Below are 13,904 nucleotides of genomic sequence, written 5' to 3' on the forward strand. Positions count from 1 at the left end.
TTAAAGCAAGACGATTATGCTCACCTGACCAAACGCGAAAAGTCGGTTATTCATTTAATTGCTCAAGGCGCGAGTAATAATACGATCGCGGATAAACTTAATATAAGTGATCACACCGTAAAAACGCATTTGTATAGTGCCTTCAAAAAAACAAATTCACGAAATAGAATAGAGCTTGCAAACTGGGCCCAGCGTTATGTAGCGGTATTATTACCTATGAGTAAGTAGCTTATAGCGGCTAAATAACAACATAAACCACATAAAAAAGGCTACGTAATGTAGCCTTTTTAGTTTTTTTAAATAAAATATTAAGCTGCTTTTTGAGCCCATAAGCCTTTATCAATGCCCTTTGTAACCAGGTCGGTCAGTGCTTTTTCTATTGCTTGAGTAACGCATATACTCATGGGTTCGTTGTCGCTAAAGCCACCTTCGGCTTCGGCAAGGCGCTTGTAGCTTACATATCTAAAAAAGCCTGCTCTCATTTCTTGGCTTAGTACTTTTTTGCTGGTGGCAACGCTCAATAGCACTTGGCCTGTTCGTACGTCTACGGCGCGTAAATATATTGAAATAGCATCTTCTCTATAAAGCTCAGAGGCGCCAATACCAAAGTACTCCATCCCTAAACCACCGGTTTTTACGTTGGTATCGTAGCTAATAATACCGCCTTCTAAAATTATTTTAGCGGTGGTTAATGGAGGAAGTTCAACACTGTTTGGGTTTTCTGATTGGGCTGCCCGAATAATTTTTCTTTCCGTTAATATATTTTGCAGACCTTCTCGTTCAACAGGTGTAAACCAGTCTGATTCATGAAGCGCTTGTACTAAAATAGAATTAGCGCCTTGTGTTACGGCAGTAGAAAAAGAGCTTACATTTGTTTGGGGTTTGTATTGACCTGTTTGATCTCTAAATGAGTAAACTGAAACCGGTATACTACCTGCTGGCTTTGGTAAGTTTTTTAGATCGCTGAATATTTCTGTTGGCTCAAGGCTCATTGCATTTTGTTGTGACGGTGGAATTAATTTGCCTAACGTTGAGCAACCGCTTAGCAGTAATAGTATTGCTATTGTTATTATTTTTTTCATTATCCAAACCTCGGTACTTCAATAATCACGACGGTGTCATCAATAATATTTGTTATTTTGACTGTAATGGTATCAGCGGTGCTGGTGATGACTTCAATTTGATAATCGCCACTCATAAAAATTGAGTCTTGGTCAAAAATACTGTCTTCTATATCTTCCCCAAAGGCCATGTCTGTTATTTCACGTACCATACGGTTTAAATAAGTACGCTCAAGTGAGTCCTGAAATTGTTCAGCGTAGCCTTTTTCGATTGAAGGCGCTTTATGTTTATTTTGGGCTTGTGCTTTGCTCAATAGCATATTGGCATTAAGTGGGTTGCCGCCAAAACTTGGGTTTATTGGGGTATAAACCATTTCAGTTGCTGATGCGCAAAAGGATAATGTTGTTATTATTGTAAATATTATTTTTTTCATTTTACCATCCATTTAAAGCCATATCTTTAGAAGATGTAGCCATGTTTGAGCGAGCCATTGCATCAATAACCGTATAGACCGCTTGTTCAACGCGTGCATCTAATGGCTCTAATCTGCGTCCTAAATAGGTTGCATATATAGTTTGATTGTTCATCACTAAGGTAAGCTTTGTTCCAGCTTTGGGTATTACTGTTTCTTTGATTTCAATGTTAAAACCAGCCGTTGAAGGCAAGTCTCGCCAGTAATTTGAAAATTCATAGTAAAATTGATGACCAAATCGGCTAATGCTTCTATCAAGTAACAGCCCATCAATTTCAAGTTCATCTGCAGCAACACCTGGAGGGGCCAAATACAAAGCGAGTAATAGCAGGAGAGTGATTTTTTTATTTATTTTCATAGTTTAAAATAGGGGAGTTGAAGCTCCCCTTTATTGTTATTAATTACATTTGTGTAATTGTGGCTGTATTACCGTCGCCAATTTGAGTAACCGTTACAGTACTATTAACACCAATAACACCACCCTCAACAATGTTGTCATTGCCAAGTTGAGTTACATTGAATGTAACGTTTTCACCACCTACTAAAAACGGTGATTGCTCAGTACCAACAACCCAGTTATTTTCACCTTCTTGAGAAATATCTATGCTGTGGCCACTGCCTTCAACCATCATATCGATAAGGTTAAAGTCGCCATTTTGCGCAATATCAATTTGGTTAAAGTTACTATCAAGAATACCTGCAAGTGTAACCATGGTTTCATTTTGCAAGCCATCTTGTGTAATTTCGATGTCGTTTTCATTAGATGTAAGCGAAACGTCAGGGTAAGATGATTCAACAACGGCGATGTTTTCTTCACCAAGTTGGGTAAGGTTTACATCATTTCCTAGGCCATTAAAGTTTACTAAATGAGCTGAGTTAACATCGCCAAATTGGCTAATTGTAAATTCATTATCTGAGCCTAATACGCCCATGTATGCTTCATTTTCGCTACCATTTTGAATGGCTGTAAGCTCGTTGTCGTTACCAATTAACTCAGCAGTTGTTGTATTAAAGTCACCATTTTGCATCGCCATTACTTCGTTGTTTTCGCCTTCAAATAAAGCTGAATCAACATTATTAGCCAAGCCTTCTTGGTCTATACCTACTTCGTTATCGCTACCTACAATAGCTGTGAAATTAACGGTGTTGTCAGCACCTTCTTGCTCAACACCAAACTCATTATTGTCACCGTAAAGATCTGTAAGTGTTACAGCATTTTGGTCGCCAACTTGCTCAATATCTAACTCGTTATCGTTACCTTGTAGCGAGGTCACTCTGAACGTATTATAAAAGCCGTCTTGCTCTACCATTACTGCATTATCGTCGCCTGTAGCGCTTGTAATTACAGCCTCATGCCATTCACCAGTTTGTAATGCGCTTAGCTCATTGCCACTGCCTTGCATGTCCATGTTGTAAAACCAATGACCACCTGTACCTTGTTCAATATCAACAGTGTTGTCATCACCCACAATAGAGTTGATTGCTTCATTGTTAAAAAATAAACCTTCGCCCTCTTGTGAAACATAAAGCTGATTATTGTTGCCGGTGACTGTAGTTAAAGCACCATTGTACAAACCGTCCTGAGAGTATATTTGTACGTTGTTATCGCCAACGGTGGTTACTTCTACAAAGTTACCTGTTTGGAATTGCGATACCTCGGTCGTGTTGTCATTACCAATGGTGGTAACCTGCATTGCATTGCCATCACCATCTTGCAGCAGTAATGCTGTGTTACCTACTTGGGTTTGCGCAAGTACCATTGAATTGCTCGTGCTTTGCACAGACACTTTTGTGCTTAAATCAGATACTGAGCCAGATTTAGTTGCTGTATCTGCAAAGGAAGAGAAGCTTGTGCCCATTGCAATTGCCACTGCACAGCTTAAAAGTGATTTATTTAACTTCATTATTTTCTCCTTGAAATAAAAATACCGAATGCTCTACGTTATTTTGTTTATATAGAGTATTCGCGTTTCCAGCATGCCGTGCCGGTATAAAGTTGTGATCTAAATGTTATTCAATGTTGTGTTGCGTTTTTTAAGTGCACATTCACTGTATTCTTGAATTGTTAATTCTTAAATCATCTTTTTTTACCAATTTTTTTATTGTTTTAATACAATTGGTTATGGTGCTTATATTTTTATTTTTACTGTTTTATTAAAAAACCAGTAAAAATTGTTGATCTATTTAAGTGTCCGATTATAAGAATTTGGCTCATAAAAAAGACTGCTTTTAGTGTTTTTTTAGCTGCGCTACTGGTCAAAAGTGTTGATTTTTTATTGTTTCCAATTTAAAGACTTGAGTAATTTTTGATTTGTTAGTTTGCTGGGTACATGCCATGTGATCTTTCTTATTCAATGTTGTCAGTAAACTTGCTTAAAATTTTTTTAAGCTTAATCAACTATGGATAGAACAATGAAAACAAAATTATCTATTATTACACTAGCGCTTGTTCCTTGTTTAGCTGCTGCGCAACTACCGGAAACAAGTATTAAACAATCAGTTACTGCAAGCAGTGATTCGCTCATTGTTAAATATAAAAAAAATGTGTCAGCTAAAATGCGTAAGCAAGCTCGGTCGTTAGTAAGGGCCAAAATCTCTGACATGAACAGCGATGAGGTTGATGATAACTATAAGTCTTTACTTTCAGGCCGCTTAGCTAAATTTAAAGTAACGGGTATGAGTACTAAAGAGGCGATTAAACGCCTTAAAACTCATCAGGCTATTGAGTATGTTGAGCCAGACTATCGTGTAAGCATTGCCACTACGCCAAATGATCCGCGTTTTGGTGACTTGTGGGGTTTAAATAACGATGGTCAAACTGGCGGTGTAGCTGACGCCGATATTGATGCACCTGAAGCATGGTCAATTTCTACGGGTAGTAGAGATGTGGTTGTTGGTGTAATTGATACCGGTGTTGATTATAGTCATCCCGATCTTGTAGCTAATGCTTGGGTTAACCCTGGTGAGATAGCTGGCGATGGAATTGATAACGACGGTAACGGTTATGTTGATGATGTTCATGGCATCAATGCAATTACTAACTCAGGCGACCCGATGGACGACCAAGGGCATGGTACGCATGTTTCAGGAACCATTGGTGCAAGTGGCAACAATAACGAAGGCATTGTGGGTGTAAACCATGATGTATCTATCGCTGGTTGTAAATTTTTAGATGCTTCAGGTAGTGGTTCAACGTCTGATGCCATTAAATGTATTGACTACATGGTTGGTCTTAAAAACTCAGGTGTTAACCTTCGCGTACTAAATAATAGTTGGGGTGGAGGCGGTTATAGCCAAGCTTTAGCCGATGCAATAACGGCCAGTGAAGACGCAGACATTTTATTTGTAGCAGCAGCAGGGAATGACGCAGTAGACAACGATGTAAACCCGCACTACCCATCTAACTACGAAAACGACAGCGTGCTATCAATTGCAAGTACAGATAGCAGTGATAACATGTCTGGTTTTTCGCAGTGGGGTCTAGAAAGTGTTGATATGGGCGCGCCGGGTAGCGCTATTCTTTCAACTATTCCAGGTGGCGGTTACGCTACTTATTCTGGCACTTCAATGGCAACACCACATGTTGCAGGTGTGGCTGCTCTTGTTCTTTCAGTAAACCCAGATTTAACAACAGTAGAGTTAAAAGAGTTACTAATGAGCAGCGGCGATGCTAATACTGCTTTAACAGGTAAAACAGTTGCAGGTACGCGTTTAAATGCAAACCAGGCATTATTAGATGCTGACCCTACACCTGGCTTTAAATTATCGGTTACTCCTACAACTCAGCAAGCAACTGTTGGTGACACGGTTACCTACACGTTTGAAATTGGTTCGATTGCGCAGTGGGATGGCGATGTAGCGCTTTCGCTTAGTTCTAGTCTAGAGGGGGCTTCACTTAGTGCTTCTACGGCACGCCCAGGTGATGAGGTTGTTTTAACTGTAAATACGTTTGATGACACGCCTTGGGGTAATTATGATTTTATGGTTGAGGCAAGTACAGATCAGCAGTTAAAAACACAAACTGTGTCATTAATGCTACAGCCTGCAGGCTTAAACGATTTTACATATAGCAGTGATGAAAACGTATCTATTCCAGATAACGATCCACAAGGTGCAAGCTCTGTAATTACCGTTGCTGATGATTTAACTCTTTTTGGCACTTCTGCCGATGTAAACATTACTCACACGTGGTCTGGTGACTTGGTACTGACGCTAACATCAGCTCAAGGTTCTGAAGTTACGTTACAAAGTAACCAAGGTGGCAGTGACGACGATATTGTTAAAACATTTACATCAAGCGCATTTAACGGCGAAGTTGCAACAGGTGATTGGACGTTACACGTTGTAGATACAGCGGGAGCTGATGTTGGTAACATTAATGGCTGGTCTCTTACTTTTAGTGCGATTGGAGAAGTTACTCCACAGCCACCACAAGCGAGCTTTGACACTGAAATAGAAGGCTTAACGGCCATCTTTACAGATGCAAGTACTGATGCCAACAGCGATATTACACAGTGGAGCTGGAGCTTTGGTGATGGGGCAACATCGTCTGATCAAAATCCAACTCATGTGTATGCTGGCTCTGGCAGCTACAACGTTGAATTAACCGTAACAGACAGCGAAGGTAATATGAGTACGTATATGCAAACGGTTGTTGTCAGCGATGTAGATATTGAGCTAACACTAAAACGCGCTAATAAATCACGTTTAGGAACTATGCGTGTTGACCTTAGTTGGGAAATAGTGGGAGCTGAATCGATGAACGTTTACCGTAATGGTGAATTAATTGGTACTACGTCAGATAACGGCCGCTACCGCGATTATGAGCGTGGTGCTTCACTTTCTAGCTACGATTACCAATTGTGTGTTTCTGAAAACGTATGTTCTAACATCGTCACAGTAACATTTAACTAAGTAACACCCCCTTAGAGTAACAAAAGCCCAGCTAAGCTGGGCTTTTTATGTTTTACAATGTCATTATTTTAGAAACGTCGACATAATTATAATTATAATTATAATTGTTTGTATGGGTGGGTTTTAAGCCAGTGCTCCGCAATTTGCTCGCGCGTGGCAAACCAAACTTGTTCATGCGAGCGGGCATATTTTAAAAAACGTGCGAGGGCTTTAATGCGCCCAGGGCGGCCAATTAAGCGGCAATGCAGCCCTATCGACATCATTTTTGGGGTGTTTTCACCTTGTGGGTCGCCTTCTTCATAAAGCGTATCGAATGCATCTTTTAAATAATTATAAAACTGATCGCCGGCGTTAAAACCTTGCACAGCAGCAAAGCGCATGTCGTTTACATCAAGCGTGTAGGGCACTATTAACTGTGGTTTACCTTCTTTAATACTGTAAAAGGGTAAGTCGTCGCTGTAATCGTCGGCGTCATATAAAAATGTGCCATTTTCTACCACTAGGGCAGCAGTATTTGGGCTTGTGCGTCCGGTGTACCAGCCTTTAGGCTTTTTACCGGTAAGTGCTTGAATGATCTCAATGGCTTTTTGCATGTGCTCGCGCTCGGTTTGTTTATCAATGTTTTGATAATTAATCCAGCGCAGGCCGTGGCTTGCAATTTCGTGCCCTGCATCAACAAAGGCTTTAGCTACATCGGGGTGGCGCTCAAGGGCCATTGCCACGGCAAAAATGGTGACCGGTATATCGTATTTTTTAAAGAGTTTAAGTAAACGCCATACACCTGCTCGCGAGCCATATTCGTAAATGGACTCCATGCTTATATGGCGGTCTTCTACATGCGGGGCGCTGACTATTTCAGACAAAAATGTTTCGGCCGCTGCATCACCGTGTAATACACAGTTTTCGCCGCCTTCTTCGTAATTTAATACCACTTGTACGGCTATGCGGGCTTTATTGGGCCAATTTGCATGGGGCACCTGTGAGCCATAACCAATTAAATCGCGCGGGTAGTGTTTAAATTGCTCGCTCATGTTATTGCTCCTTTTTAAGCGCTGTGAGCCAAGAGCCTAGCGTTTCGCGCTCTGCATCAGTCATTTTGGTCATATTTGCCAATGGCATGTCTTTGGTTATAACTGCGCGGGTATGAATAAGCGTGCTGGCTTTTTTTAAATCATTGATAGAGTCGAGCTTAAAGCCAAGCGGCGCTGTTTGAAAAAGCTCAGAGGTGGGTGTTTCACTGTGGCACTGCGTACAGTGCTTGCTGATTATTTCCCACGCTTGAGTGTCGGTAATACTTGCTTGTAAAGACGGGTTTTGGTCTGCATTTATTGGGCTGCTAGGCCATGGAGCGATAGTAAGCATTAAGGCAAAAAAGGCGGCAATACCACTTATAAGTACCGAGGGTTTATTAACGCCTTGGTGCTTTAAGTTAAAGTAATGGCGTATCCACATGCCAATGCCAAATAGCGCAATTAATATAAGCCAGCCAAAGCTGTGGCTGTAGGTATATGGAAAGTGGTTGCTCAGCATAATAAATACCACAGGTAACGTGGCGTAGTTATTATGAATAGAGCACAGCTTTGCTTTTAAACCCGGTGCTGAATCAGGAATGCGACCAGCTTCTACTTCGCTTACCATGTAGCGTTGTCCTGGCATAATAATGTGGTACACATTGCCAACCATACACGTACCAATAAGCGCACCTACATGAATATAAACCGCGCGGTCACTAAATAGCTGATCGACCCCGTAAGTCCAAAGGGCCAATATGCCAATAACCACAGCAATAAACGCTTTACCGTTTTCAACGAGCGGGGTTTTGCACAATAATCGATAAACACCATACCCTAAGCCAATAAAGCCAAGCGACGCGCCAATAGCGGCAAATTTACTTAGTTCACTTTTACTGTTATCGATTAGGTAAACATCGGCGCCAACATAATAAAGTAGGCTAAATAATAAAATACCCGTGATCCACGTTGTGTAGGCTTCCCATTTAAACCAGTGCAGGGTGTGTGGCATTTGTTCAGGGCCATTTTGATACTTAGCCACTTCGTAAAAGCCACCGCCGTGCACGGCCCATAAATCGCCTTTTATACCTTTGTCTTGTTTCCACTGGGGTGGTGTTTGTAAGTTGTTATCAAGCCATGCAAAATAAAACGACGCTCCAATCCACGCTATACCTGCAATTACATGAAAATAACGCAGTACTAAATGAGCAAGCTCAAATAAATAATTTTCCATTGGCTAAGCCTCTTCTAATTGCGGTGTCTGGGTGGCTGTAAATTGTTTTTTATCATCGCGCTTATACACGCTTTTACCCATGATGTAGGTTTGTTCAATGCAGCGGTCGTCGCCTAGCATCATCATGGCAAAGAGTTGCTCGTGCAGGGTTTTTGCATGGCCAATTCTGAATTTTAAAAACGAGGTGGCGGCGTAATCCATTACAATAAAGTCAGCCTCGCAACCTATTGCAAAATTACCTATGGTGCCCTCTAAATCAAGGGCTCGCGCACCGCCAAGAGTTGCTAAGTATAGGCCCTTAAAAGCTGAGAATTTTTGACCTTGAAGCTGTTGAATTTTGTACGCTTCATTGCCTGTTTGCAGCATCGAAAAACTTGTTCCTGCGCCTACATCTGTACCCATGCCTACGTTAATACCGTGCTCTTCACAGGCCTTTAAGTTTAATAAGCCAGAGCCTAAAAATAAGTTAGAGGTAGGGCAGTGAGAAATAGCCGCGTTGTTATCGGCAAGGCAGCAAAGCTCGCGCTCAGATAAATGAATACTATGAGCAAATACCGAACGTTTACGCACCATTTTAGCTTGCTCGTAAACACTTAAGTAGTCATCGGCCTCTGGGAATAACCCTTTTACCCATTCACACTCGTCTTTGTTTTCAGATAAGTGCGTATGCAGGTACGTGTCAGGGTATTCTTCTAATAATTGAGTACATTTTTGTAGTTGTTCGGGGGTTGATGTAGGCGCAAAACGTGGCGTTACCGCGTAGCTCAACCTATCAACATTGTGCCATTTTTTTATGAGTGCTTTTGATTGATCGTAACTGGTTTGTGCGCAATCTGATAAATCGTCAGGGCAATTTCTGTCCATCATTACCTTACCGGCAATCATGCGTAAATTACGTTTTTGAGATTCGTTAAAAAACGCATCAACCGATTGTGGGTGAACCGTACCAAACACTAGCGCGGTGGTGGTGCCGTTACGTAATAACTCATCTAAAAAGCGGTTTGAAACCTCACTTGAGTACACTTCACTGGCAAACTTTTTTTCGGTTGGGAAGGCATATTCTGTAAGCCAGCTTAAAAGCTGCTCGCCATACGCGCCGACCATTTCGGTTTGTGGTAAATGTATGTGCGTGTCTATCATGCCGGGCATAACCAATTTGCCATCGTGGCGAATAATAGTGGCTGATTTATCTAAGCTTGGCAGTATGTCTTGCTCGTAACCAAGGTTAACCACTTTACCGTTTTGAATAACTAATGCGCCTTTTTCAAAATAGCGATGGGCGCTTTCGCCTGCTATGGCGGGGTCGTCAACAAAATCGAGTATGTTGGCACAAATTACGGTTAGTTTATTATTGTTTTGCGTGCTCATTATTAGCTACCTCTGTACGTTGAGTAGCCAAATGGGCTAAGCAATAACGGAATATGATGGTGTTTTTTATCTTGTAATCTAAAGGTAATTTGCGCCTCTGGGTAAAACGCAGGTGTTTCTTGGCTTTCATAATAGCTGTCTAAGTCAAAAACCAGTTTATAGATTGCAAATTCTACGTCTGTGTTGAGCCAGTCGGTAATTCGCCCGTCGCTGTTTGTTTTACCTTGGGCGATTAATTCCCACTCGTTATTAGTGTGAACAAACAATTTTACTGTGACATTTTCAGCCGGCTTGCCTGTACTGGTATCGAGAATATGGGTAGTGATAGGGCTTTTGTTCATACTTTTATTCATATCAATGACTCCAATCTTATTTTTGTTATTTTGACTTGTTCGCCTGCGGCTATAGTGAGCTCTTCTTCGCGGGTGTTGTGTATGCGTAGCTCTATAAGTTCAAGCATTTGCTCAGCACTCTTACCGCTGGCACACACAATAAAAATAAAGCCAAATTTACTGAGGTATTGTTTATTTAGCGCAATCATTTTTTTTAGGGTTTGCTCGTTTGCTTTGCTCATACCCGATTGTTCGTGCCCGGCTTTTTGTGCTGTAGCGGCGTACTTTTTACTTAATGTTGATAAATCGCCTATTTGCGGATGGCCTTCAAAAGCGGCCAAATAATCGCTCTCGTTTAGGCTATCCCATACGGTTTGCGCACTGTGAAAGAGGTGATCTTTATTTTCAAATGGCATGATATTTAGCATACCGCTTACCCAGTTAGGGGCGGCGCAGCAATGCTCTAATGCTTGATGCGCTTGCGCTATATTTAGGTTATTAATTTTTAAGCTACTCATGCGCTTTCTTCCTCGTGCGTGGTGCTAATTAATGCATTTTTAAGTGCACGCCATTGCAAGCCTTGGCGTTTGGGCGCATGGGTTTGCATAGCCTGATAAAGGCCAATTAATTGCCCACTAATCGAAATGGCTACTTCCATAGGGAGCTTGCCCGTTACATTTTCAAGCCCGACAGGGCAGGTCATTTGTTTTATTTGCTCGTTGGTAAAGTCGCGATGGGCTAAGCGCTGTTTAAAGCGTTTTGCTTTGGTATCTGAGCCAATTACACCAAGCCAATTGGCATCAGCGCGTTTAATAATGGCTTGTGTGAGTGCAAAATCGAGCTGGTGGTTATGGGTTAATATTAAGTAATTATTAGTTTTAGGGGCGCGTTTTACTTGCTCTGTTGGCTCTTCATCAACCACTTTTATTACGTTATTAGGAATAGCTTGTGGGAATACATCGGCGCGGCTATCTATCCAACGTATGCGCATCGGTAATTGCGCCAATATACCAATAAGCGCCTGTGCTACATGGCCTGCGCCGTATATGTCAAGGGTAAAACGCTCGCATTGCATGCACTCAAGCATAACGGTGGCAGCTCCGCCGCAGCACTGGCCTAAATTTGCGCCTAAGTTAAACTGCTCTATCACTTGGGCGGTTTCGCCTTTGGCAAGTAGCTCACGTGCTTTTTCTATTACTACGTATTCAAGGTGACCACCGCCAAGGGTGTCGTAAATATGCTCGCCGCTTATTACCATTTTAGAGCCTGTGCCACGGGGGGTTGAGCCATTGGTGCCAAGCACCGTCGCAATAACATAGTTAGTGCCGCTTTGTTCGTGCTCGTTTATAGCTTGCGCCCAATTTTGCGTATGAAAACCCTGAAACGACTCATTTAAATTAGCCATGTTTCTGCTCCTTAAACCAGCTGGTGGTTTGCTCAATTGCATTTAATACACGCTCAGGTGTTGCTGGCGTATCAAGTGGGGCAGTGTATTTGTAATCGGCCACACTGCTGATAGCATTACGAATAGCGCTCCACACACTAAAGGCCAGCATAAACGGCGGTTCGCCAACTGCTTTTGATCTAAAAACGGTGGTTTCTGGGTTGGCAGAGTTATATAAATTGACGTTAAATTCGGCTGGGGTATCGCCAATAGCAGGAATTTTATAGTTAGCAGGGCCAAAGCTGGCAAGCTGGCCTTTATCGTTCCATTGTAAGTCTTCGGTGGTAAGCCAGCCCATACCTTGCACAAAAGCCCCTTCAACTTGCCCTATATCAAGTGCTGGGTTTATTGAGCTGCCCACATCGTGCAATATATCAACACGGGTTACGGTATTTTCACCTGTCAGCGTATCTATCTCTACTTCACTCAGTGCTACGCCGTGCGCGTAATAAAAAAACGGTCGGCCTTCGCCCTTCGCTCTATCGTAATGAATTTTAGGCGTGGCGTAATAACCCGTTGATGAAAGCGATATACGGTTCATATATGCAAGGTTTGCAAGTTCACTAAAGCTAATTTTGCCTTTGCTAAAGGTAATCAGGTTATCTTTAAATACAATACTTTGGCTGTCTACTTCAAAGTGCTTGCTGATAAAGTTAATTAAGCGCTCTTTTATGGTATTTACCGCATTTAGCGCTGCCATGCCGTTTAAGTCGGTACCGCTTGAAGCCGCGGTTGGCGAGGTGTTTGGTACTTTGTCGGTACGAGTAGCGCTTATGCTTACTGCGTCAAAATCAACGCCAAAGCCATGGGCTACAATTTGCGCTATTTTTGTATTAAGCCCTTGGCCCATTTCGGTGCCGCCATGGTTTAAATGAATTGATCCATCGCTGTAAACATGCACAAGTGCACCCGCCTGGTTTAAGTGCTGTACGGTAAACGATATACCGTATTTTACCGGCGTCATCGCAAGGCCTTTTTTGATAATGGGCGATGATGCATTAAAGGCTTTAATGGCATCTTTACGTGCCCAGTAATCACCCGACTCCTCAAGCTGGCTTATCATATCTTTTAAAATATGTTGCTCTACGGTTTGATGGTACGGCGTGGTGTCGCGGCCTTTTTTGTATAAATTAAGTTTTCGGATCTCAAGCGGATCTTTACCCAATTTAGCTGCAATGTCGTCGATTATTAGCTCGCCCATGATCATGCCTTGCGGGCCACCAAACCCTCTGAATGCGGTGTGGCTTACAGTATTAACTTTACAGCGATTCCCTTTAATGGTGGCGGCTGGGTAGTAATAAGCGTTATCTGCATGAAACATTGCGCGGTCTACAATGGCATCGGATAAGTCAGGCGAATAACCACAAAACCCATTTACGGTTACATCAGCGCCTTCAATTAGGCCATTTTGGTCAAACCCTACATGGTATTGATTATAAAATGGGTGGCGTTTACCGGTAAGTTTAAAGTCGTCGCTGCGGGCTAGCCGCATTTTAACGGCGCAGCCAAGGTGATAAACCGCAAGCGCTGCAAGGCAAGCCCACGGCGCGCCTTGAGTTTCTTTGCCGCCAAAAGCACCGCCCATTCGGCGGGTTTCTACGTTTACAAAGCTAAATGGCTTTTTTAAAATTTTGGCAACTAAGTGCTGCACCTCTGTTGGGTGCTGCGTAGAACATTGCACATGAATCCCGCCATCGCTGTCGGGCTGAGCGAGTGCTATTTGCCCCTCAAGGTAAAAGTGTTCTTGCCCGCCTATGTGTATTTCACCTTTAAGTTGGTGGGCTGCATTATTTATGGCTTGCTCGCTATTACCGCGGTTAAGTGAATGTGGCGGCCTTACCCAATGCCCTTTTTTAATTGCTTCTTTAATATCAAGTATGGGGGCGGTTTGCTCGCACTCTATAACCACTAAACGAGCAGCGCGGCGCGCCATTTCGTAGCTGTCGGCAACGACTACCAGCACAGGTTGCCCGTGGTATTGAATTTCGTGATTGGTTAATAGCACATCACCTGGGAATATTGGGCCAATATCAAGCTTACCGGGTACATCATCAGCCGATAAAATACG

The 13,904-nt window shown here is 42.4% G+C and carries 13 protein-coding genes; 2 read left to right on the forward strand and 11 right to left on the reverse strand.

Features of this window, described 5'->3' with window-relative positions; all coding sequences use genetic code 11:
* On the forward strand, window positions 1–228 hold a 228-nt coding region (locus tag BCG07_RS04620; protein WP_286888948.1), incomplete at its 5' end, for a response regulator transcription factor.
* 80 nt (window positions 229–308) lie between these two features.
* Here the strand turns inward: BCG07_RS04620 and BCG07_RS04625 are convergent.
* From BCG07_RS04625 to BCG07_RS04640, 4 genes are read right to left on the reverse strand one after another with little or no spacing between them, the layout of a single operon-like run.
* The gene (locus BCG07_RS04625; RefSeq protein WP_006792598.1) at window positions 309–1,082 is read right to left on the reverse strand and encodes a CsgG/HfaB family protein; all 774 of its coding nucleotides are present in this window, start codon (window positions 1,080–1,082) and stop codon (window positions 309–311) included.
* On the reverse strand, window positions 1,082–1,507 hold the full coding sequence (locus tag BCG07_RS04630) for a curli assembly protein CsgF (protein WP_006792599.1): 426 nt from the start codon (window positions 1,505–1,507) through the stop codon (window positions 1,082–1,084). The genes BCG07_RS04625 and BCG07_RS04630 overlap by 1 nt, the downstream gene beginning before the upstream one ends.
* Window positions 1,497–1,892: a curli production assembly/transport protein CsgE gene (locus BCG07_RS04635; protein WP_006792600.1), complete on the reverse strand. Its 396-nt coding sequence runs from the start codon at window positions 1,890–1,892 to the stop codon at window positions 1,497–1,499. The genes BCG07_RS04630 and BCG07_RS04635 overlap by 11 nt, the downstream gene beginning before the upstream one ends.
* 43 nt (window positions 1,893–1,935) lie before the next feature.
* The gene (locus tag BCG07_RS04640) at window positions 1,936–3,438 is read right to left on the reverse strand and encodes a curlin (protein ID WP_243533808.1); all 1,503 of its coding nucleotides are present in this window, start codon (window positions 3,436–3,438) and stop codon (window positions 1,936–1,938) included.
* Window positions 3,439–3,946: 508 nt separating this feature from the next.
* On the opposite strand from BCG07_RS04640, the gene BCG07_RS04645 reads away from it, so the two are divergent.
* The gene (locus BCG07_RS04645; RefSeq protein ID WP_286888954.1) at window positions 3,947–6,448 is read left to right on the forward strand and encodes a S8 family serine peptidase; all 2,502 of its coding nucleotides are present in this window, start codon (window positions 3,947–3,949) and stop codon (window positions 6,446–6,448) included.
* Window positions 6,449–6,546: 98 nt separating this feature from the next.
* Here the strand turns inward: BCG07_RS04645 and puuE are convergent, their stop codons facing one another.
* The 7 genes from puuE to xdhB form a co-directional block, all read right to left on the reverse strand.
* A complete protein-coding gene (gene puuE / locus BCG07_RS04650; RefSeq protein WP_286888956.1) occupies window positions 6,547–7,479 on the reverse strand; it encodes an allantoinase PuuE in 933 nt (310 codons plus the stop codon).
* Between the two features lies 1 nt (window position 7,480).
* On the reverse strand, window positions 7,481–8,692 hold the full coding sequence (locus tag BCG07_RS04655; RefSeq protein WP_286888958.1) for a urate hydroxylase PuuD: 1,212 nt from the start codon (window positions 8,690–8,692) through the stop codon (window positions 7,481–7,483).
* A gap of 3 nt (window positions 8,693–8,695) precedes the next feature.
* On the reverse strand, window positions 8,696–10,060 hold the full coding sequence (guaD, locus tag BCG07_RS04660; RefSeq protein WP_286888959.1) for a guanine deaminase: 1,365 nt from the start codon (window positions 10,058–10,060) through the stop codon (window positions 8,696–8,698).
* A 2-nt stretch (window positions 10,061–10,062) separates the two neighbouring features.
* On the reverse strand, window positions 10,063–10,413 hold the full coding sequence (gene uraH / locus BCG07_RS04665) for a hydroxyisourate hydrolase (protein WP_286888961.1): 351 nt from the start codon (window positions 10,411–10,413) through the stop codon (window positions 10,063–10,065).
* Window positions 10,410–10,910 (reverse strand): 2-oxo-4-hydroxy-4-carboxy-5-ureidoimidazoline decarboxylase, encoded by a 501-nt coding sequence (gene uraD / locus BCG07_RS04670; protein WP_286888962.1) that lies wholly within the window; start codon window positions 10,908–10,910, stop codon window positions 10,410–10,412. Before uraD ends, uraH begins: the two co-directional genes overlap by 4 nt.
* Window positions 10,907–11,797, reverse strand: a complete 891-nt coding sequence (gene xdhC / locus BCG07_RS04675) for a xanthine dehydrogenase accessory protein XdhC (protein WP_286888964.1) — start codon at window positions 11,795–11,797, stop codon at window positions 10,907–10,909. Before xdhC ends, uraD begins: the two co-directional genes overlap by 4 nt.
* On the reverse strand, window positions 11,790–13,904 hold a 2,115-nt coding region (xdhB, locus tag BCG07_RS04680; RefSeq protein WP_286888966.1), incomplete at its 5' end, for a xanthine dehydrogenase molybdopterin binding subunit. The genes xdhC and xdhB, both read right to left, overlap by 8 nt.

Origin of the sequence: Pseudoalteromonas sp. ESRF-bin5, assembly GCF_002632075.1 — a bacterium.
Lineage (GTDB): Bacteria > Pseudomonadota > Gammaproteobacteria > Enterobacterales > Alteromonadaceae > Pseudoalteromonas > Pseudoalteromonas marina.

What these genes read in the sequence shown, in the direction of transcription:
- BCG07_RS04625 (WP_006792598.1), bottom strand. Translation starts at nt 1,082, where the DNA reads ATGAAAAAAATAATAACAATAGCAATACTATTACTGCTAAGCGGTTGC.
- BCG07_RS04630 (WP_006792599.1), bottom strand. Translation starts at nt 1,507, where the DNA reads ATGGATGGTAAAATGAAAAAAATAATATTTACAATAATAACAACATTA.
- BCG07_RS04635 (WP_006792600.1), bottom strand. Translation starts at nt 1,892, where the DNA reads ATGAAAATAAATAAAAAAATCACTCTCCTGCTATTACTCGCTTTGTAT.
- BCG07_RS04640 (WP_243533808.1), bottom strand. Translation starts at nt 3,438, where the DNA reads ATGAAGTTAAATAAATCACTTTTAAGCTGTGCAGTGGCAATTGCAATG.
- BCG07_RS04645 (WP_286888954.1), top strand. Translation starts at nt 3,947, where the DNA reads ATGAAAACAAAATTATCTATTATTACACTAGCGCTTGTTCCTTGTTTA.
- puuE (WP_286888956.1), bottom strand. Translation starts at nt 7,479, where the DNA reads ATGAGCGAGCAATTTAAACACTACCCGCGCGATTTAATTGGTTATGGC.
- BCG07_RS04655 (WP_286888958.1), bottom strand. Translation starts at nt 8,692, where the DNA reads ATGGAAAATTATTTATTTGAGCTTGCTCATTTAGTACTGCGTTATTTT.
- guaD (WP_286888959.1), bottom strand. Translation starts at nt 10,060, where the DNA reads ATGAGCACGCAAAACAATAATAAACTAACCGTAATTTGTGCCAACATA.
- uraH (WP_286888961.1), bottom strand. Translation starts at nt 10,413, where the DNA reads ATGAATAAAAGTATGAACAAAAGCCCTATCACTACCCATATTCTCGAT.
- uraD (WP_286888962.1), bottom strand. Translation starts at nt 10,910, where the DNA reads ATGAGTAGCTTAAAAATTAATAACCTAAATATAGCGCAAGCGCATCAA.
- xdhC (WP_286888964.1), bottom strand. Translation starts at nt 11,797, where the DNA reads ATGGCTAATTTAAATGAGTCGTTTCAGGGTTTTCATACGCAAAATTGG.